The following is a 19,303-nucleotide window of genomic DNA, read 5'->3' on the forward strand; positions in this document are numbered from 1 at the left end:
GCCCCCGGGGTCAAAACATGCAAATCGACACGATCTATGAGGACGACCGCTGGCAAGCGGCAGATCTCGAAACCCTCGCGGAACCGGCCATCGCGCAGACCTTTGCGCAGCTCGGCCTTGACCCGGCGCCCTATGAAATCGCCATCCTCGCTTGCGATGACGCGCGCATCGCCGTGCTCAACGCCGAGTTTCGCGAAAAACCCACCCCCACCAACGTGCTCTCCTGGCCGTCCGAGGACCTCGCCGCCGACACCGATGGCGACACGCCCTATGCGCCCGAACCCGAGGACGATGAACACCACCTCGGCGACATCGCCATCTCATACGACACCTGCGCGCGCGAAGCGCAGGAGGCGCACAAGCCGTTTTCCGCCCATGTGACCCATTTGATCGTTCACGGAACGTTACATTTGCTGGGATATGACCATATCCGTGACGCAGATGCCACGTTGATGGAAGGCTTGGAAACCGTCATACTTGGCAAATTGGGTCTACCGGACCCATATTCACAGGATCAAGGGCCCGATGGGCCGGCAACTGGTAAGGATTGATGGGCGACAACGACGACTCGTCTAATGCAGCGCAAAGCGCGCAAGACATGGGAACCACCAACGGCCACGGTGCAGAACCGGGCTTTTTCCGGCGTTTGTTCGGCCTGAAATCGAACGGCGACAGCCCCGCGCAGGATCACGTGACCCCTGCGGTCGGGCCGTCCGACCGGCCAACCCACGGCATGATGAACCTGCGCCGGATGCGCGTCGAAGACGTGGCCATCCCCAAGGCGGACATCATCGCCGTTCCCGAAACCATTTCCCGCGACGATCTGGTCAAGGTCTTCCGCGAAAGCGGCCTGACCCGCCTGCCGGTCTACGACGGCACGCTCGACACCCCCGTCGGCATGGCCCACCTCAAGGATTTCGCCCTGAGCCAAGGCTTTAACGGCGCCGAGGGGGAATTTGACCTCAAGGGGATGCTGCGGCCTTTGCTGTTCGTGCCGCCTTCGATGCCGATCGGCGTGCTGCTGACCAAAATGCAGACGGAACGCCGTCACATGGCGCTGGTGATCGACGAATACGGCGGCGTGGACGGTCTCGTGACCATCGAAGACCTGATCGAACAGGTCATCGGCGAGATCGAGGACGAGCACGACACCGAAGAGGACCAGTTCTGGACGCGCGAGCGCACCGGCTGCTACCTCGCGCTGGCGAAAACCCCTCTGGATGAGTTCGAGGATGAGCTGGGCGTGGCCCTGACCGACCACGAAGACATCGACGAAGAGGAAATCGACACCTTGGGCGGGCTGGTGTTCATGCTGGCGGGCCGGGTGCCTGCGCGCGGCGAAGTCGTCCAGCACCCTGCGGGCGTCGACCTCGAGGTCGTGGATGCCGACCCGCGGCGGATCAAGCGCCTGCGCGTGCGTCTGCCCGGTGCCAAGCGTCCCAGCCCGCCCCCTGCCCAAAAGGTAGAAGCCGACCACCATGCCTAACCCTTCCGTGGCCGAGCGCGCGCCCCTGCCAAGATGGGCGCGTTTTCCTCTGGCCATCGGTGCGGGGGTTCTCATGGGGCTGGGGCTTGCGCCCTACGATCTGTGGTACCTGGCCTTTACCGGCTATGTGGTGGCGATCTGGCTGTTTCAGGCCGCCCCGCGCGGGGTGTTCGCCGTGGGCACCGGCTGGGCCGTGGGCCTTGGGTATTTTGGCTTTTCCCTCGGCTGGATCATCGAGCCGTTCTTTGTCGATCCGTCCACCATCTGGATGGCGCCCTTTGCGCTGGTTGGCATGGCGGGGGGGCTGGCGCTGTTCTGGGCCTTGGCCTTTTGGATCGCCGCCCACGCGCCGCGCCGGCCGCTGCTGGCGCTGGTGCTGGCGTGGACGGGGGCAGAGCTGGCCCGCGCTTATGTATTCACCGGATTCCCTTGGGGCATGGTGTCCTACATGTGGTCGTCCGTCGCGCCGATCCAGCTGGCGTCTTTGCTCGGCCCGCACGGGTTGAACCTTGCCACGCTGGCCACGGCAGCGATGTTTGCCGCCGCCATTCCGCGCGGGGGGCTGCGGCTGTTGCCTGCCGTCTTGGGTGTCACGTCGCTGCTTGTGCTGTTCGGCGTGGGGCTGATCCTGACCCCGCCTTACCAAGACCTGTCGGGCCGCCCCGTGGTGCGCCTGATCCAGCCCAACGCGCCGCAGCATGAAAAGTGGGATCCGCTCAAGATCCCCATGTTCTTTGACCGCCAGCTGCGCCTGACCGCCGGGCCACCCAAGGATGACTTTACCGAACCGCAGTTGGTGGTCTGGCCGGAAACCTCGGTGCCGCATCTGCTGCACCGGGCGGGCGACGCGCTGGGCCTGATCACCCATGCGGCGGGCAGCGCGCAGGTGGTGGTGGGCATCCAGCGCGCGCAGGACGGCAACTATTACAACTCTCTGGCCTTGATGGATGGCACCGGCGCGCTGCGGCAGGTCTATGACAAGCACCACCTCGTGCCCTTTGGCGAATACATGCCCGCCGAAGCGGTGTTTCGCCGCTGGAATATCCTTGGCCTCGCCTCGCGCGCCGAAGGGGGCTATTCCGCCGGGCCGGGGCCGGAACTGCTGGACCTTGGTCCCTTGGGCAAGGCGCTGCCGCTGATCTGCTACGAGGCGGTTTTCCCGCAGGATGTCTACCGCACGCCCGAGCGCCCCGATTTTCTGCTGCAAATCACCAATGATGCGTGGTTCGGAGAATGGTCCGGGCCGTATCAGCACCTGGAACAGGCCCGTGTGCGCGCCATCGAGCAGGGCTTGCCCATGCTGCGCGCCGCCAACACCGGCGTGTCTGCGGTCATCGACGGGGCAGGGCGCGTGCTGACCGAACTGCCCTTGGGCCGCGCGGGTTATGTGGATGCCTACCTGCCGCCCCCTCTGCGGTTAACACTTTATTCACAATTCGGGGACTTCCCCGTGCTGCTTTTGATGTTTTTGTCTGTCTTGGGCTTTATTCGCGCTGTGCGTGTGAATTCCGATTGACCGCCCTGTATAGCGGGCTTACCCCTTAGGTATAAACGACTGTCACAACGGCTTCCTGGCGTGACGGCGATAACATCAATGGAGCACTTATGTCCCGACAGAACTATACTTTCACCTCGGAATCCGTGTCCGAGGGGCACCCTGACAAGGTATGCGACCGCATCTCTGACGCTGTTCTGGATGCGTTTCTGGCCGAGGACCCGCTGGCGCGCGTCGCCTGCGAGACCTTTGCGACCACCAACCGTGTGGTCATCGGCGGCGAGGTCGGTCTGACCGACCAGGACAAGCTGGCCGAATACATGGACAAGATCGACGAGATCGCCCGCGCCTGCATCAAGGATATCGGCTACGAGCAGGACAAGTTCCACCACGAGACCGTCGAGATCACCAACCTGCTGCACGAGCAGTCCGCGCATATCGCGCAGGGCGTGACCGGCGAGCAGGGCGACGAAGGCGCAGGCGATCAGGGCATCATGTTCGGTTACGCCACCAACGAGACCGAGGCGCTTATGCCCGCGCCGATCCAGTACAGCCACGCGATCCTGCGCCGCTTGGCCGAAGTGCGCAAGAACGGCACCGAGCCGGCGCTTGGCCCCGATGCGAAATCGCAGCTGTCAGTTGTCTACAAAGGCGGCAAGCCGGTGGGCGTGTCCTCGGTGGTTCTGTCGACCCAGCACCTCGACCCCGACCTGACCAGCGCCGACATCCGCGCGATTGTCGAGCCGTACATCACCGAAGTGCTCCCCGAAGGCTGGTTGTCAGCTGACACAGCCTGGCACGTGAACCCCACGGGCAAGTTCGTCATCGGCGGCCCCGATGGCGACGCGGGCCTGACCGGGCGCAAGATCATCGTCGACACCTACGGCGGCGCGGCCCCGCACGGCGGCGGCGCGTTCTCGGGCAAAGACCCGACCAAGGTGGACCGCTCGGCCGCCTATGCCGCGCGCTATCTGGCGAAAAACGTCGTCGCCGCGGGCATGGCGGATCGGTGCACCGTGCAGCTGTCCTATGCCATCGGCGTCGCCCGTCCGCTGTCGATCTACGTCGACACCCATGGCACCGGTGACGTGGACGCCGCCGCGATCGAGGCTGCGATCCCCAAGGTCATGGACCTCACCCCGCGCGGCATCCGCACCCATCTGGGCATGAACAAGCCGATCTATGCGCGCACCGCGGCCTACGGCCACTTTGGCCGCACCCCCGATGCGGACGGCGGCTTTTCGTGGGAAAAGGACGATCTGGTCGAGGCGCTCAAGAAAGCGATCTAAGCCAGAGACACATGTTTCGCGAATGGCGCTCTCTCGGGGGCGCCATTTTCGTTTGCGGGAAAAGACTTGCCCCCCGTGCGTCCGCGCGCTTTCATAGCCGCATAGGGAGGTGCCGATGCTGTGTAGAACGATTGTGACCTGTATTTTCCTGCCCGGCATCGGCTTGGCAGAGCCTGCCTCGGACAATCCCAAGTTCGACGTGGTGGACCAGACCTTGATCTACGACACCGACCGCGCCAAGGCCTCGATTGATCAGGAAATCGTGGTCGAAGACCTTGATGTCTTTCTCGACCTGCTGCGCGAGCATGATGGCATCACCACCGTGCAGCTCAACAGCACCGGCGGCAGCATCTGGGCGGGCCGGGAAATCGCGCGCGTTGTCATGGACTTTGAACTGGATACGCGGGTCGAGGGCGAATGCTCGTCCTCTTGTACGCAAATCTTTCTGGGCGGCGCGTCGCGGGTGTTGGCGCGCGGGGCCAAACTGGGCTTTCACCAAAGCTCCTGGTCCTCGGATTCGATCAAGACCTACTATGAAAACTGGCGCGAGGACGAAGGCTGGGACACCCCCTATGACTTTGGCTCTTGGCTGTACAAGGACACCCAGTCCGAAGTCTACAAGGGGCTGACCTTTATGATCTCGCGCGGGGTGGACCCGGAATTCGCGATTGAGACGATCCGCCTGCGCAACACCATGTGGTTCCCCACCCGTTCAGAGCTGCGCGCGGCGGGGGTTCTGGTCGACTAAGACTTGCCCCAAGGCGGTGGGGCGGGTAAAGCGCTCGGCCATGACCACATCGAACAAACATCCCGGTGCCCCGTGGCGCAACTTTTACGGCCGCGTCAAAGGCAAGACCCTGAAAGCCTCGCAAGAGACCTACCTCGAAGAGGATCTGGGCAAGCTCTCGCCCGGGGCTGTCGATTGGGATGTGAACCCGGACCGCACGCCGCTGGACTTGGGCGCGCTGTTCGGCGGCAAGGATGTCTGGCTGGAAATCGGCTTTGGTGGCGGTGAGCATCTGGTCCACCAAGCGGTGACCTACCCCGAGGTGGGCATCATCGGCTGCGAGCCGTATATCAACGGTGTGGCCATGCTGCTGGGCAAGATCCGTAAGGCGGGCGCGGACAACCTGCGCGTCTATCCCGGCGATGCGCGCAACATGTTCGACGTGCTGCCCGAGGCGTCAATTTCCAAGGCTTTCCTGCTGTATCCCGACCCGTGGCCCAAGGCGCGCCACCACCGTCGGCGCTTTGTCACGCAGGAACACCTTGAACCGCTGGCCCGTGTCCTGAAACCGGGGGCCGAGTTCCGCGTCGCCACCGACATTCCCGACTACGTGCGCCAGACCATGATCGAAGTCCCCAAGGCGGGCTTTGAATGGCTGGCCGAAGGGCCGGACGACTGGCGCAATCCGTGGGGCGACTGGATTTCCACGCGCTACGAGCAAAAGGCCCTGCGCGAGGATCGCACCCCGCATTACATGACCTTCCGCCGGCTCTAAGCCGCGCAAAGGCCCGCGCCCCCTGTAAAATCCGCCACGCAGCAGCCCTTGGGCTGGACGCCTGCCTATGGGCGGTCTATCACCGCTGCGACTTTGCCCGAGGAGAGCGCTAACATGTCCGGCCATGGTGACCCGATTCCGATGACTTCCCGCAAGTGCGGCCCGCTGAACGGCGAGGCGCATGTGCCCGGCGACAAGTCGATCTCGCACCGCTCGCTGATCCTTGGGGCGATGACCGTTGGGGAAACCAAGGTCACCGGCCTGCTCGAAGGTCAGGACGTGCTGGACACCGCCAAGGCGATGCAGGCCTTTGGCGCGCAGATCGAAAAGATTGGCGACACGTGGCACGTGCATGGCGTGGGCGTCGGCGGCTTTGCCGAGCCGGACAACGTGATCGACTGCGGCAACTCGGGCACCGGAGTGCGGCTGATCATGGGCGCCATGGCGACCTGTCCGATCACCGCGACCTTTACCGGCGATGCCTCCCTGAACAAGCGGCCCATGGCGCGCGTGACCGATCCGCTCGCGCTGTTCGGCGCCAAGGCCTACGGCCGCTCGGGCGGGCGTCTGCCGATGACGATCATCGGTGCAGAAAACCCCGTGCCGGTGCGCTACGCGACCCCCGTGCCGTCCGCGCAGGTGAAATCCGCCGTGCTGCTGGCGGGGCTGAACGCCCCCGGCGAGACCGTGGTGATCGAACGCGAAGCCACCCGCGACCACTCGGAACGGATGCTGGCGGGCTTTGGCGCGACCATCTCGACCGAGGACACGCCCGAAGGCCACGTCATCACCCTGCAAGGCCGCCCCGAATTCACGCCGCAGACCATCATCGTGCCGCGCGACCCGTCCTCTGCCGCCTTCCCGGTCTGCGCCGCGCTGATCACCGAAGGCTCGGACGTGCTGGTGCCCAACATCGGCCTGAACCCGACCCGCGCGGGGTTGTTCTTTACCCTGCAAGACATGGGCGCGGACCTGACGTTTGAGAACATGCGCGAAGAGGGCGGCGAGCCTGTGGCCGACCTGCGCGCGCGCTTCTCGCCTGACCTCAAGGGCATCGAAGTCCCCGCCGAACGTGCCGCCTCCATGATCGACGAATACCCGATCCTGTCGGTGGTTGCCGCCTTTGCCGAGGGCAAGACCCACATGCCCGGCGTCAAGGAGCTGCGCGTCAAGGAATCCGACCGCATCGACGCCATGGCGCGCGGTCTGCGCGGCGCGGGTGTGCGCGTCGACGAGGGCGAGGATTGGTGGACGGTCCACGGTCTTGGCCACGGCAACGTGCCGGGGGGCTTTACCGCCGAGACGTTCCTTGATCACCGCATCGCCATGTCGTTCCTGATCCTCGGGATGGCCTCCAACGCCGCGATGTCCGTGGATGACGGCCAGCCGATCGCGACGTCCTTCCCGATCTTTGAAAGCCTCATGGGCGCGCTGGGTGCCCAGATCGAGCGCACGTGACCCGCACAGCCGCATATGCCGCCCTCAGCGCCGCGGTGCTGGGGCTGTATCTGGTGATGGTCCTGTGGACCTTGCCCGCGATCAAGGACGCTGCCGGGGGGCTCGCGCCCTTTGACCTGCGGCCCTTTGGCTATTCGGTGGCCGAGGCCCGCGCCTTTGCTGAGACGCTCAGCGACTATGGTCGCGCGCTGTACCTTGGGCCGCAGCACCGGCTGGACACGCTGTTCCCGGCGCTGCTGGTGGTCTGGTCCTGCTGGACCTTGCTGAAACTGCTGCCGCGCCGGGTGGCCGTGGCGCTTTGGGCGGTGGTCGTCCTGGGGATGATCGGCGACTATGGCGAGAATATCTCTGTCACGTCCCTGCTGACCCAGTTCGATGAGGCCACGGCGCAGGCCGCGAGCCGCTTTACCATCGTGAAATCCATGGCCTCGACGCTGGTCTACACCGTCATGATCGGCGCGCTGATCGCGCTGGGCTTGAAACGCCTGCGCCGTTAACCCCTTTAGCCGCCCGCGCATCCGCGCTAAAACCCCCCGCAAAAAAGGAGAACGCATATGGCTTTTACTGTAGCCATCGACGGACCCGCCGCCAGCGGCAAGGGCACGATTTCCCGCGAAATCGCTGCGTTTTTCGGCTTTGAGCATCTGGACACCGGGCTGTTGTACCGCGCCGTGGGCTTTCGCCTGCTCGAAGGGATCGAACCCATCGAAGCCGCCAAGACCCTGGACATGAGCGCGCTGGACCCGGATGCGCTGCGCACGCCGGACGTGGCGCAAGCGGCGTCCAAGGTCGCGGCCATCCCCGAGGTGCGCGCCGCCCTGGTCGACTTTCAGCGCGCCTTTGCCACGCGGGCCGGGGGCGCGGTTCTGGATGGGCGCGACATCGGCACGGTGATCTGCCCTGAGGCCAACGTAAAGCTGTTCGTCATCGCCAGTCCCGAGGTCCGCGCTACCCGCCGCCACAAGGAGCTGGTGGAAAAGGGGCTGGAGGTCAGCTTTGACGAAGTCCTTGCCGACGTTCTGGAACGCGACGCGCGCGATATGAACCGTCAGGACGCGCCGCTGAAGCCCGCCGAGGATGCGCTTGTCATCGACACCACCGACCTCAGCATCGCCGACGCGGTGGCGCAGGTTGTCGAGATCATCACCGAGGCAGGCGGCGCCGACTGACCCTTTCCCTTTGCGGCGCGCGGTGCCACTGTGCGCGCAAAGATCAAGGAGAGGTGTCATGCGCAAAGTCAAACTTGGAACCGCCGAGGTATCCTGTCTGGGCATCGGCGCCATGTCCTTTGCCGAGTTCTACGGGCCGACCACGGACGAAAACTCTTACGCGATTTTGGACGCGGCGATGGCGCTGGGCGTCACCCATATCGACACGTCGAACGTCTACGGCATGGGCCGCTCGGAAAATGCCATCGGTGCGTTTTTGCGGGCCAACCCCGGCGCGCGCGATCATTTCCACATCGCAACCAAGGGCGGGATCAACCGCAGCGGCGAGGGTACGCAACCCTTTGACAATTCGCCGGACCACCTCGAGGCGGCCTTGGACGCGTCGCTGGCGCGGATGGGCATCGACTGCGTTGACCTGTACTACGTCCACCGCCGCCAAGAGGCGCGCCCCATCGAAGAGGTGGCCGAGACACTCGCCGCTTTGGTGAAAAAGGGCAAATGCCGCGCCATTGGCTTTTCCGAGATCGCGCCGTCCTCGCTGCGCCGCGCGCAGGCGGTGCATCCGGTGGCGGCTGTGCAGTCGGAATACTCGCTTGGGACGCGCTTTGCCGAGATGGGCTTGGTCCAGACCTGCGCGGAATTGGGGACCACGCTGGTCGCCTTCTCGCCGGTGATGCGGTCGATGCTGACCGATACGCCCTTGGCCGAGGATGTGATCCCGGGCCTGCCGTTCCTGAAAACCAACCCGCGCTTTATGGCCCCGAACTATGCCGCCAACCGCGCGCTGACCGATGGGTTCCGCGCTTTGGCCGCCGAGATGGGCGTGCCCGCCGCCTCGCTTGCCATCGCGTGGGTGCTGCATCGCGGCGCGCATGTGCTGCCCATTCCCGGCACGCGCAACGTGGCGCATTTCCGCGATCTGGTGAAGGGCACCGAGCTGAGCCTGTCGCCCGAGGATATGACGAGGATTGAGCAGGTCTTGCCCATCGGCTGGGCGCATGGCGACCGCTATTCCTATGACCAGTGGTACGGGCCGGAGCGGTTCTCTTAAAGTGCCTCGCGCCGCCAGCCGTCGGCCCAGGTCACACGCTCCATCCCGGTAAAACGCGCTAGGCGGGCCAGTTCCGCCTCTAGGCGTGCCTGCCGCCCGTCGCCCCAACGGATGCCACGTTCGGGCCAGACGGCGGTGACATGCAGCGCGCCCGCGTCGCGCCGTGTGGCCACGTCGATGCGGCCCACCAGACGGTCGCCTTCGAGCATGGGAAAGACGTAGTAGCCGTATTTGCGCTGCGGCGCGGGGACGAAGATCTCGATCCGGTAGTGAAAGCCGAACAGCCGCTCGGCGCGCTTGCGGTCGCGCAAGGCGGGGTCAAAGGGCGACAGGATGCGCAGCCGGTTTGGCGGGGCAGGGGCGGCGTCCACGTCCAGCCCGTCAAATGTCAGACATTTACGAAGGCTGCCATCGGCGGCCACGATTTGCACAGGGAGCAACGCGCCCGAGGCCAGCCGGGCCTTGGCCCAATCACTGACCTCGGCGGGTTTGAGATGCCCCCAAAAGGCGGCGATCTCGCCGGGGGTCGCGAACCCCAGCCGCTGCAAGGCCTGCGTGCACAGCGTGTCGATGGTTTCGGCCTCGGTCGGGCGCTGGGCGCGGAGGCCCTCGGGGATCACCCGCTCTGTCAGGTCATAGATCTTGCGAAACCCCTCGCGCCGCGTCACCGCCAGCGCGCCAGCGCGCCACAGGTACTCCAAAGCGGTCTTGGACGGGTGCCACTCCCACCAACCGCCCTTGCTGCGGGCCTCATCGGTGCCCACATCGCCCGACCCGCAGGGGCCATTCTGCGCGATGTGGCTGAGCACTTCGTCGAACTTGGCGGCAAAGTCGTGTCTCTGCCACGCTTCCCACTTGCGGCCCAGCCGCACCTTGTCGCGGGCAAAGCGCAGCTGCCACAGCGGGTAAAACGCCATGGGCACCACCGAGGCGTCATGCGTCCAATGTTCGAACAGCATCCGGTCGCGCAGCAGGGGCGCGAGGTTCTCGGGGCGATAGCTTTGACGGCGGGCAAAGAGGATCATGTGATGGGCGCGCTCAACCGTGCGCACGCTGTCCACCTGCACAAAGCCCAGCCGCTCGATCAATGCGTGCAAAGCCGCGCCCTTGGCGGGGCCAGTGGGCGGCTCGGCCAGCGCGTGGCGGTCCAGAAAGACCCGCCGCGCCTGCGTGTTGTCCAGCCGCATCCGCCTTTAACGGCGCTTGAGCGTGTCCCCAAAGGTCAGCTTGGGCGTCAGTTCAACGATGCGCTCGACTTCTGCCTTGGGGTCTTCGACGCGGGCGGCAATGATCTGCGCGGCCTTGGTGCCGATTTCGGTGCGACAGGCGTCCATCGTGGCCAGCTGGCGCGGCAGACCTTGCAGCAGCTCAACCCCGTTGAACCCGGCCAGACCGACCCGGCCGGGAATGTCGATGCCCTGATCCAGCAGTTCCATCAGACCACCCGCAGCGATCATGTCGTTGGAATAATACAGGAAATCCAACTCAGGCTCGCGTTCCAGCATCGCCTTGGTCATCTCGCGGCCCTTTTGCAGGGCCGAGCCGCCGGAGTAAAACTCCTGATCGGCAATCTCGACGCCTTCCTTGGCCAGCGCCTGCGTGAACCCTTCAAAGCGTTTGCGCGCGCGGTGGTCCAGCGGCATCTTGGTGCCCATGAAACCGATGTTCTGGTAGCCTTGCTTGAGGATCGCCTTGGCCATCTCGCGGCCCGCGCGGCGGTGGGAAATGCCCACGGCGCAGTCGATAGGCGTGCCGTCGGTGTCCATGATTTCGACCACCGGGATGCCCGACGCCTTGAGCATCGCCTTGGACGCGTCGGTATGTTCGAGCCCGGCGATGATCACGCCAGAGGGGCGCCACGACAGCATCTCGTAGAGCACGCGTTCTTCTTTTTCGGGCAGGTAGTCGGTGACGCCGACCACCGGTTGCAGGTCGGTCTCTTCGAGCACGGCGGAAATGCCCGACATCACTTCGGGGAAGACCATGTTGCGCAAGGACGGGATAATCACCGCCACGAGGTTCACCCGTTGGCTGGCGAGCGCGCCTGCGATCTTGTTGGGCACGTATCCCAGCGCCTTGGCCGCCTCGAGCACCTTCTCACGGGTCGCCTGACTGACATCGCCGCGGTTACGCAACACTCGGGAAACGGTCATTTCCGAAACGCCAGAGGCTTCGGACACATCACGCAGGGTCAGCGGGCGGGTATCGTCATTGGACAAGGGCGGGTTCCTTATTTGAGTGCTGCAATGGTGAACCCAATCGCGGCGGGGTGCAAGTGCGCCAGAGCAGGTGACAAGCGCTTCGCGGCAGGTTATGCACATGCCGACGGCCCCGTGGCTCAACTGGATAGAGCAGCCCCCTCCTAAGGGGCAGGTTGCAGGTTCGAATCCTGCCGGGGTCGCCAAAAACACCTGAAAAATGTGGCTTATTTACAGGGCGTTGTGCGGAAGCGTGCAGAAAGCCCCGCCAGCTTTCGGGCCGAAATCGGCTGAAACGGCCGATTTCTCGTACAAAACCTGTACAAAATTCGCACGTTTGTGCGTATTTCGGGGGTCAATCATGAGCCGCCATAGCTTTGATCCCGAAATCGCCGGACGTGTCGGTCTCAATGCAGCGGTGATTTTCCAGAACATCACCTTCTGGATCGAGAAGAACCAAGCCAATCGCCGTAACCTTCGAGACGGGCGGTATTGGACCTACAATTCGATCTCGGCCTTTGGTGACTTGTTCCCCTATCTGAGCGAGAAGCAGATCCGCACGGCGCTCGAAAAGTTGGTCAGCGCAGAGCTGATCATCAAGGGCAATTTCAGCGATGATCGCTATGACCGAACCTGTTGGTATGCCCTGGGCAACTCCATTTGCCCAAATGGGCAAATCGATCCGACCGAAAGGGAAAATGATGCATTTGCCCCTGAGGGCAAGCCATCTGCCCCAGAGGGCAAATCCTATAAGAACAGATATAAACCATATCAAAAACCAGATCCTTCGCACGCGAAGGCGGCGGTGGAGGATGAAGCTTCTGAAAAGATTCTGTCAGCCTATCCGGAGGATCGCATTCGCGGCAAAGCGGTTTGTCTCTCACAAATCCGCCAAGCGTTGGCCGACGGAGTGGATGCCAAAGACCTCGAGGGCGCCGTGCGGGCCTATGCATCCGAAAGCGAAGGCTTCACCCGCTCCAAAGTGTGTTTCTCCGACAATTGGTTCACGTCTGGCCGTTGGTTGAAATACCTTCACGATGTTGTGGAGGCGCGAGAAGCAGGCAAAGCCAAAGAAGCCGAACTGCTGAAAGGCTTGGCCGACTGGGTCACGGACAAGCACCCCCTTTGCCGCCATATCACGCCCGGCCAAGTAACCGCTTTGCTGGCCGCAAACCTGGTCAGCCCTGCTGAAATCGAGGCGGCGGGGCTCAGAGCATGAGTGCGACCGATCCCAACAAAGAGCAGAGAGCAAGGTTACCCACCGATTACATCGGCGGGACTTGTGAGGGGCGGCAAGCCTCCCCTTCAAACCCCAACCAGACGCGCGCAAGCGGCGTCAAAGAGGGCCTTTCCGAGAGTGTGATCTTTCGATGCACCCCGTCGGAAAAGGCAGCGCTTGTGGCCAAATCACACGCCGCTGGCCTGCCCAATGCCACGTTGATGCGTGAGGCCTTGGGGCTGACTGAGGCACGTCGGCGCAAGCCCGTCCCCCGTGTTGACCCGAAGCTGACCTTTGCGATTGCCCGCGTCGGCGGCAACCTCAATCAGCTCTCCCGCTGGATCAACGGCGCGGTCAAATCCGGCCGCGCGAGCCAGATCGATGCGCTCAAGGTCGCGACACAACTGGTGGTCATCGAGCGGCAGATGGCGCAGATCGTGGCGGCGCACACAGGCGGTGGCTAATGATCATCTCGTTCTTCTCCACCGGCACTGGTGGCGGTGCAGCTCCCGTAGACTACCTGACAGCGCGTGAAGTTCTGGCCTATGACGAGAACCGCAATCTGATCCGTGATGACAACGGCCAGCCGCAAACCAAGATCCGCGACCCGCTGCCCGAGGTGCTGCACGGCAATCCCGATCAGACCCGCGACCTGATCGATGCGAGCCCCAACAAATGGAGCTACACGGCAGGTGTGATCAGCTTTGCCGACAGCGACGATCCCAGTCCCGCCGCCCAGCAAGAGGCCATTGAGCTATTTGAGGCTCTGGCCTTTGCTGGGCTGGACAGGGATCAATACGACTGCCTTTGGGTGCGCCACTCGCATGAGGGCAACGTCGAGCTGCACTTCTGTACGCCACGCCTTGAGCTCAGCACCGGCAAGGCGCTGAACATCGCACCGCCAGGCCATGAGAGCGCTTTTTCCAGCCTGCGCGATTTGATGAACAAGACTCACGGTTGGGCAGACCCTTTGGACCCAGAACGCGCCCGTGAAGTGAGAGCGACGATTGAAGCGCCGACGCGCGCGCAAGGTCGCGAGGCGCTGCACGAATGGATACTCGATCAGATCAGCGTCGGCATCATCACTGACCGCGCTAGCATGATCGACGCACTCACTGACGCGGGCTTCGAGATCCCCCGTGCCAGCAAAGATTACATCACCGCCAAAGACCCGGACACCGGTGAACGCTGGCGCTTGAAAGGAGAGATTTTCCATGACGACTGGCAAGCCGAACCGCCTCGCCGAGAAATTGAACGCGGACCTGGAGACAATACGCAGCGACCACGCCGCCTTGATGGCATCTCAGCTGGAGAGCTTCAGGAGCGATTTCAGCAGCATTGCGACCAGCGCGCTACATACAATCGAGACCGATATCAGGTTCTTTCTGAGCGACAGCAGGAGCGAGTTGGAGAGGCGGAGCGAGACGATCAGGCGCTGGTTGACGATCTCACCCTGGGTGATCGTGGCGATGGTCTCATCCTGGATCGCAACAGTGCTGATCGCGAGTTGGTTTTGGACGGGCTTGTTCACGCGCTCGGAGATGACGAGGCTTGGCCTGACACGGATCGAACAGGCTGGGCAGACATGGGTGACGCTGGACCCCGACCGGACCGAATTGAAGACCTGCACCATGGCCGGGACGCTGGTCATCTGTATCGAGATCAAGGAACCCTAGATGACACAGACCCTGACAGCATTGGAACGCGAATTGCTCGCATCCGTCGAGCGGTTGGTGACGGCCTGCGAGAGTTCAGCCAAGGAATTGCACGCCTTGGAGAAGCGCTCGACCAGCAGGATCGAAAGCAAGGTGAATGGCTTGGCGCATTGCGTGGCGCTATTGATGAAATCACATCTCACGTCCGTCACCACATTGGCCGACTTGCTGCGCGAGGAGCAGAATTACGCGACGCTGCAGGCGGGGTTAGAGACCAGCAGGAAACTAGCGAAAGACGCCGAGAAGCGGTTGAAAGAGAGTTAGACGCGAGAGATAGCCACCGCAGCGCCGGACATTCGCTTTGATCTTATTGCAATTTCTGACGTGGTTCGAAGGTCTTTAGCAGGAACCCTGAATTCGATCTTCAGCAAAACGCTGCATGTATGCGATTTCCTTGGGGGGGGCGCAGCGGAGAAACCAGTCATTCGCGAGCCTGCGAAGGATGGCCGTGTTGCGGGACTTTGCCGCCGTTGCCGTTGCGATTTGGAATGTCTGCTATCCCCGTCAGTGTTCCCTGCTACAAAGCTCATGATCCGCCAGAGATGCCAGCACATAGCAATCTTCAGATATGCCCTGTCCATCACAGCCCTTGGAGATTCGGATCAGTTCCTTTTCCAATAGCTTGAGCCGTTTGATTTTCTCACGCACGTCCGCTAGCTGCGACACGGCGATGTCCGTCGCGGTTTCGCACGATCGGTCTGGATGCTCCTGTAGTTCAATAAGCGATGAAATGGCTTCAATCGAAAACCCCAGATCGCGCGCATGGCGGATGAAACTCAGCCGTTCCAATCCGGTTTTGTCATACCGTCTTTGATTTCCACTTGTGCGCTCAGCTTCTGCCAACAGCCCCATTTCCTCATAGTAACGGATGGTTGGAACCTTGACCTTGGTGCGCTTTGAAAGCTCGCCGATAGAAAACATGAAGAAACCTCTTGAACCTCTAGTCACTAGAGATTGTAGATAGGGTGGGACACAGACTCAAGAGGCTACCATGACCGACCAATACCTGTCCCCGACCCCCCTTCTGGACTTCGAAGCGCCACCCATCCAGCACCTCGTTACGGACCGTGGCTGGCTGAACCTGTCTCAGACCGACCGGATTGGCGCAGCCTATGACTTTGTCCGCAACGAAATCCTGTTCGGCTACAATTCCGATGATGCGTTGCCAGCTTCCAGGGTGCTGGCTGATGGCTATGGGCAGTGCAATACGAAGGGCACTTTGCTCATGGCACTCCTGCGCGCCCTTGACGTGCCGTGCCGCTTCCATGGTTTCACCATCGACAAACGGTTGCAGCGCGGGGTGGTGCCGGAGTTGGTCTACCCGCTTGCCCCCGCAAACATCATCCATTCGTGGGTCGAAATCCAACACGAAGGACAATGGCTCGAGCTGGAGGGCTTCATTCTGGACCCACCTGTCCTTGCTGCGCTGCAAGGTGCTTTTCCAGATCGCAACTCGCTATGCGCTTACGGCGCAGGGACAAATTGCCTCCAAAACCCTGACGTCGCTTGGCGCGGCGCAAGCACCTACATTCAAAAGACCGGAATCAATCATGACTTCGGCACGTTCGATGATCCTGACGCGTTCTATGAAAATCACAGGCAGTTGTCGGGTGTGAAAGGAGTTTTGTATCGCCTAATCGTGCGTCACTGGATGAACCACCGCGTCAAGAAAATGCGGATAGGCCATGTCCCAACGATCCCCGGGGGCGAGGCGAACCTTGTTCCGGTTCAATCAAACTTTCAAACGCGGGAGGCGATCTGATGGCTGGTTGCTGCGGACATGACGCCAAGTTTGACGGCGTTTCAGATGATTACAAACGACGGCTCTGGATCGTCATTGCCTTAAACGCGACAATGTTCGCGGTTGAGATGACTGCGGGCCACTTTGCCAAGTCACAGGCGTTGCAGGCCGACGCCCTCGACTTCGCGGGTGATGCAATGACCTACGGCATTTCTCTGGCCGTCATTGGGGCGTCACTTCGCGCCCGCACCAATGCCGCGCTGTTCAAAGGTTTCAGTCTTTTGCTGATGGGGCTGTGGGTCTTCGGATCGACCGTCTACCGCGTCTTCTATGTCGGAGTTCCAACAGCCGAGATCATGGGCGCTGTTGGCTTTCTGGCTTTGCTCACCAACCTTGCCAGTGTGTTCTTACTGGTGCGCTACAAAGACGGCGACGCCAACGTGCGGTCGGTTTGGCTCTGTTCGCGCAATGACGCCATCGGCAACGTCGCCGTCATGTTCGCGGCCTTGGGCGTCTGGGGTACAGCAACAGGCTGGCCTGATTTGATCGTCGCAACGATTATGGCTGGACTGTTCCTGTCGTCCGCTTTCCAAATCGTGCGGCAAGCCCTCGCAGAGCGACGGGAAACAATCGACCACAAACACGCGGAGGCATGATGCAGGGCTTTCTCATTATGCTGGGTCTGGGCGTTGCCGCCATGACGCTAGCAGCAATCCTCTGGTCGATTGCCTTTCCTGAGCGGCGGATATGGCCGCCAAGACGCTACACGACACTCACGCCTTTCTTTGTCTGGGTGCCAACATTCACGCTGTTCGGGGTTCTCATCCTGCTTGGTGTCTGGGGTTGGGCTGATCTGGTCATTCCAAGTTGGTTGCGGTTTGGCGTCGGCCTGCCGCTCATCCTGATCGGCAATATTGTCGTGTGGATGGAAGTCTCACATTTCGGGGTGCCGCAGACAGGTGGAGCCAAAGGGACCCTGCGCACCGAAGGCATGTATGGCTACTCGCGGAACCCGCAGTATATGGCTGACATTGGCATCGTAAGTGGCTGGATGATCTTGTCAGCAGCGCCTTGGGCCATGGTTGTCGGACTGGCTGGGATAGTGGTGCTTATTGCCGCGCCATTTTCCGAGGAGCCTTGGCTCAAAGACCAATACGGCACCGAATTCGAGAACTACTCGTCGCGGGTACGGCGGTTCCTCTGAGGTAGGGCCAAAACCTGAAAAGCTGCCTTTCGCGGCGCGATCAACGAACTGGTAAGATGCGGGACGAAACCGACAGTCGATCAGCGGACTTCAAGTTCGGCTGCAACACGCTTTGCAGACATTTCAAGAATCGCCGCGACTGGCATTTTCCGAAGTGGCTTTCGTGGCGGACCTCAACCGCTACACGCTAGCCGATCGCGTCTACCGTCCGAAAAACGCCTGACGCGCCACCACTGCGATCCCGCCCCAAACCGCACTGCGAAGGGCCATCGCGAAAACGGTGCGCATCTCGAAAGCTCCACCCTGCGCCACATGCAAACCGAACGCCGCGAAGACTAACAGCGTTGCGGCGAAGATCGCAAGCGACAGGGGCCAGGACCATTGCCGCCCCTGCCACAGGCCAACGCCCGCGACGACATAGGCAAGCCCGGCCAGCGTGTTGAACCACAGAACAAACAGGACGATCGCCCCCATCTCAAGGCCGCCGAGAAGCGTGGCCCCGCCCGAAGCAACCGTCAAAAGGCCGAAGGCTGTCGCAACACCCCCTGCGATGCGCAGCACGTTACGTTGATTCTTCATCGGAAACGTCCTCCTGAGCTGTCAAAAGCGCCAACTGCACCTCGAACAATCGCAACCCCTCGGGCACCAGCAAAAAGCCCCGTGCGCCAAGCGTCCAGCGGATCGCGACGCCCTGCACCAGCGCAGTTAGCAGGATGGCGACATCCTCCGCACTCACATCGCTGCGCAGGTCACCTGCCGCCTGCATGTCCCGGATCGCGGCAACAAGGCGGCCCTGAAACGCGCCCAGCAGCCTGCGAAACACGTCGCGCAGGGCTTGATTGTCCACCTGCAATTCGCGCGAGAACAGGATTGACGGCAGGGCGGGCGTTTCGGAAATGGCTGACAACTGCGCACCGATGAGCGCCCGCAGGCGCGCCTTTGGCCCGGCGGCCTCGGCCTCGGCCCAGGAGCCTTGAAGGCGGTTCGCGATATGCTCGGCCACCGCCAACCAGAGCGCGCCCTTCGTCGGAAAGTGCCGGAAGATCGCGGGCTGGCTGAGGCCTACGGCGCGCGCGACATCAGTGGTGCTCAGCCGGTCCGGTCCGATCTCATCGGCCAGTCGCAGCACCTCGGCCACGATCTGTGTCTTTCGCTCTTCCGCGCTCTGACGACCCGACATACATCACCTCTTGTTAGTTATAACTCACTAACATATACTACCGACAACCGCAACCTCTAATCCGAGTCGCACACCCCGACCGAAAGGACCCTCACCATGCCCGTCAAGACCGCCCCGATCGGCTATTCCCGCCTGCAGATCGCGCTGCACTGGCTCGTCTTCGTGCTGGTTGCGCAGCAATACCTCTTCAAGGACGCGATGTCGGCCGCTTGGGACCGCGTCACCGACGGGCTGGAAGCCGGGTTCGACCCGCTCGTGCTGGCCCATGTGGCGGGCGGCGCGCTGGTGCTGATCTTCGCGCTGTGGCGGCTGACGCTGCGCGCCCGGCGCAGCGTATCTCCGGCGATCGAGGTCAACAAGCTGCAGGGCATCCTTGCCAAGCTCACCCATGTCGGCCTGTACGCACTGATGATCCTGATGCCGATCAGCGGCTTGGTCGCGTGGTTTGGCGGGGTCGAGACCGCGGCGCAAGGCCACAACGTTTTGAAGATTGTCCTGCTGGCACTGATCGCACTGCATGTCGCCGGCGCGGTCTACCACCAGTTCGTGCTGCGCGACGGCACTCTGGCGCGGATGCGCAGGGCACAGGGCTAAGC

General features: G+C 62.5%; 22 protein-coding genes, 1 tRNA gene and 1 riboswitch. Of the genes, 18 read left to right on the top strand and 5 right to left on the bottom strand.

Translation table 11 applies throughout. The features are described 5' to 3' along the window. Positions 1-17: 17 nt before the first annotated feature. The 10 genes from ybeY (at position 18) to B9A11_RS19385 (ending at position 9,450) form a co-directional block, all read left to right on the top strand. Complete coding sequence (gene ybeY / locus B9A11_RS19340) at positions 18-551, top strand: rRNA maturation RNase YbeY (protein WP_058249385.1); 534 nt, start codon at positions 18-20, stop codon at positions 549-551. Then, positions 551-1,486 carry a hemolysin family protein gene (locus B9A11_RS19345; protein WP_058249384.1) on the top strand — a complete coding sequence of 312 codons (936 nt, stop codon included), beginning with the start codon at positions 551-553 and terminating at the stop codon, positions 1,484-1,486. Before ybeY ends, B9A11_RS19345 begins: the two co-directional genes overlap by 1 nt. After that, positions 1,479-3,002: an apolipoprotein N-acyltransferase gene (lnt, locus tag B9A11_RS19350; RefSeq protein ID WP_058249383.1), complete on the top strand. Its 1,524-nt coding sequence runs from the start codon at positions 1,479-1,481 to the stop codon at positions 3,000-3,002. The genes B9A11_RS19345 and lnt overlap by 8 nt, the downstream gene beginning before the upstream one ends. Positions 3,003-3,038: 36 nt before the next feature. After that, positions 3,039-3,088: riboswitch (SAM-SAH riboswitch) on the top strand. 3 nt (positions 3,089-3,091) lie between these two features. Next, positions 3,092-4,270 (top strand): methionine adenosyltransferase, encoded by a 1,179-nt coding sequence (metK, locus tag B9A11_RS19355; protein WP_058249382.1) that lies wholly within the window; start codon positions 3,092-3,094, stop codon positions 4,268-4,270. A gap of 115 nt (positions 4,271-4,385) precedes the next feature. Continuing rightward, complete coding sequence (locus B9A11_RS19360; RefSeq protein WP_234988906.1) at positions 4,386-5,018, top strand: COG3904 family protein; 633 nt, start codon at positions 4,386-4,388, stop codon at positions 5,016-5,018. A 40-nt stretch (positions 5,019-5,058) separates the two neighbouring features. Then, on the top strand, positions 5,059-5,772 hold the full coding sequence (gene trmB, locus B9A11_RS19365; protein WP_058249381.1) for a tRNA (guanine(46)-N(7))-methyltransferase TrmB: 714 nt from the start codon (positions 5,059-5,061) through the stop codon (positions 5,770-5,772). 114 nt (positions 5,773-5,886) lie between these two features. Continuing rightward, positions 5,887-7,230 (top strand): 3-phosphoshikimate 1-carboxyvinyltransferase, encoded by a 1,344-nt coding sequence (gene aroA, locus B9A11_RS19370; protein WP_058249380.1) that lies wholly within the window; start codon positions 5,887-5,889, stop codon positions 7,228-7,230. Next, positions 7,227-7,727, top strand: coding sequence for a hypothetical protein (locus B9A11_RS19375; RefSeq protein WP_058249379.1), 501 nt, complete (start codon positions 7,227-7,229; stop codon positions 7,725-7,727). Before aroA ends, B9A11_RS19375 begins: the two co-directional genes overlap by 4 nt. Before the next feature lie 57 nt (positions 7,728-7,784). Next, positions 7,785-8,399 (top strand): (d)CMP kinase, encoded by a 615-nt coding sequence (gene cmk / locus B9A11_RS19380; protein WP_058249378.1) that lies wholly within the window; start codon positions 7,785-7,787, stop codon positions 8,397-8,399. Positions 8,400-8,457: 58 nt separating this feature from the next. Beyond that, positions 8,458-9,450: an aldo/keto reductase gene (locus B9A11_RS19385; protein ID WP_058249377.1), complete on the top strand. Its 993-nt coding sequence runs from the start codon at positions 8,458-8,460 to the stop codon at positions 9,448-9,450. Here B9A11_RS19385 and B9A11_RS19390 read toward each other — a convergent pair. Both B9A11_RS19390 and B9A11_RS19395 read right to left on the bottom strand, forming a co-directional pair. After that, a complete protein-coding gene (locus tag B9A11_RS19390; protein WP_058249376.1) occupies positions 9,447-10,637 on the bottom strand; it encodes a winged helix-turn-helix domain-containing protein in 1,191 nt (396 codons plus the stop codon). The genes B9A11_RS19385 and B9A11_RS19390 overlap by 4 nt on opposite strands. Before the next feature lie 6 nt (positions 10,638-10,643). Next, entirely contained in the window at positions 10,644-11,669 is a 1,026-nt protein-coding gene (locus tag B9A11_RS19395; protein WP_058249375.1) for a LacI family DNA-binding transcriptional regulator, read from the bottom strand. A gap of 108 nt (positions 11,670-11,777) precedes the next feature. Between B9A11_RS19395 and B9A11_RS19400 the strand changes: the two genes are divergently transcribed. From B9A11_RS19400 to B9A11_RS19415, 4 genes are all read left to right on the top strand, one after another. Continuing rightward, positions 11,778-11,854 (top strand) — tRNA-Arg (locus B9A11_RS19400). A gap of 155 nt (positions 11,855-12,009) precedes the next feature. Further along, complete coding sequence (locus tag B9A11_RS19405) at positions 12,010-12,867, top strand: hypothetical protein (protein ID WP_058249374.1); 858 nt, start codon at positions 12,010-12,012, stop codon at positions 12,865-12,867. Further along, complete coding sequence (locus tag B9A11_RS22655; RefSeq protein WP_009810490.1) at positions 12,864-13,331, top strand: plasmid mobilization protein; 468 nt, start codon at positions 12,864-12,866, stop codon at positions 13,329-13,331. Before B9A11_RS19405 ends, B9A11_RS22655 begins: the two co-directional genes overlap by 4 nt. After that, positions 13,331-14,887 carry a relaxase family protein gene (locus tag B9A11_RS19415; RefSeq protein WP_083499968.1) on the top strand — a complete coding sequence of 519 codons (1,557 nt, stop codon included), beginning with the start codon at positions 13,331-13,333 and terminating at the stop codon, positions 14,885-14,887. The genes B9A11_RS22655 and B9A11_RS19415 overlap by 1 nt, the downstream gene beginning before the upstream one ends. Positions 14,888-15,086: 199 nt before the next feature. On the opposite strand, the gene B9A11_RS19420 is transcribed toward B9A11_RS19415, so the two are convergent. Then, on the bottom strand, positions 15,087-15,503 hold the full coding sequence (locus tag B9A11_RS19420) for a MerR family transcriptional regulator (protein WP_058249369.1): 417 nt from the start codon (positions 15,501-15,503) through the stop codon (positions 15,087-15,089). A 70-nt stretch (positions 15,504-15,573) separates the two neighbouring features. Here B9A11_RS19420 and B9A11_RS19425 point away from each other — a divergent pair, with 70 nt between their 5' ends. The 3 genes from B9A11_RS19425 to B9A11_RS19435 are packed head-to-tail and all read left to right on the top strand — an operon-like array spanning position 15,574 to position 17,527. Further along, entirely contained in the window at positions 15,574-16,344 is a 771-nt protein-coding gene (locus B9A11_RS19425; RefSeq protein WP_058249368.1) for a transglutaminase-like domain-containing protein, read from the top strand. Continuing rightward, entirely contained in the window at positions 16,344-16,979 is a 636-nt protein-coding gene (locus tag B9A11_RS19430; protein WP_058249367.1) for a cation efflux transmembrane domain-containing protein, read from the top strand. The genes B9A11_RS19425 and B9A11_RS19430 overlap by 1 nt, the downstream gene beginning before the upstream one ends. Beyond that, complete coding sequence (locus tag B9A11_RS19435) at positions 16,979-17,527, top strand: methyltransferase family protein (RefSeq protein WP_159452530.1); 549 nt, start codon at positions 16,979-16,981, stop codon at positions 17,525-17,527. The genes B9A11_RS19430 and B9A11_RS19435 overlap by 1 nt, the downstream gene beginning before the upstream one ends. A 201-nt stretch (positions 17,528-17,728) precedes the next feature. On the opposite strand, the gene B9A11_RS19440 is transcribed toward B9A11_RS19435, so the two are convergent. Then, the gene (locus tag B9A11_RS19440; RefSeq protein WP_058249366.1) at positions 17,729-18,106 is read right to left on the bottom strand and encodes a hypothetical protein; all 378 of its coding nucleotides are present in this window, start codon (positions 18,104-18,106) and stop codon (positions 17,729-17,731) included. Beyond that, complete coding sequence (locus B9A11_RS19445; protein WP_234988907.1) at positions 18,090-18,665, bottom strand: TetR/AcrR family transcriptional regulator; 576 nt, start codon at positions 18,663-18,665, stop codon at positions 18,090-18,092. Before B9A11_RS19445 ends, B9A11_RS19440 begins: the two co-directional genes overlap by 17 nt. A gap of 138 nt (positions 18,666-18,803) precedes the next feature. Between B9A11_RS19445 and B9A11_RS19450 the strand changes: the two genes are divergently transcribed. Then, the gene (locus tag B9A11_RS19450) at positions 18,804-19,301 is read left to right on the top strand and encodes a cytochrome b (RefSeq protein WP_058249364.1); all 498 of its coding nucleotides are present in this window, start codon (positions 18,804-18,806) and stop codon (positions 19,299-19,301) included. The last annotated feature ends 2 nt before the right edge of the window (positions 19,302-19,303 follow it).

This window comes from Tropicibacter naphthalenivorans, from assembly GCF_900176475.1.
GTDB lineage: Bacteria > Pseudomonadota > Alphaproteobacteria > Rhodobacterales > Rhodobacteraceae > Tropicibacter > Tropicibacter naphthalenivorans.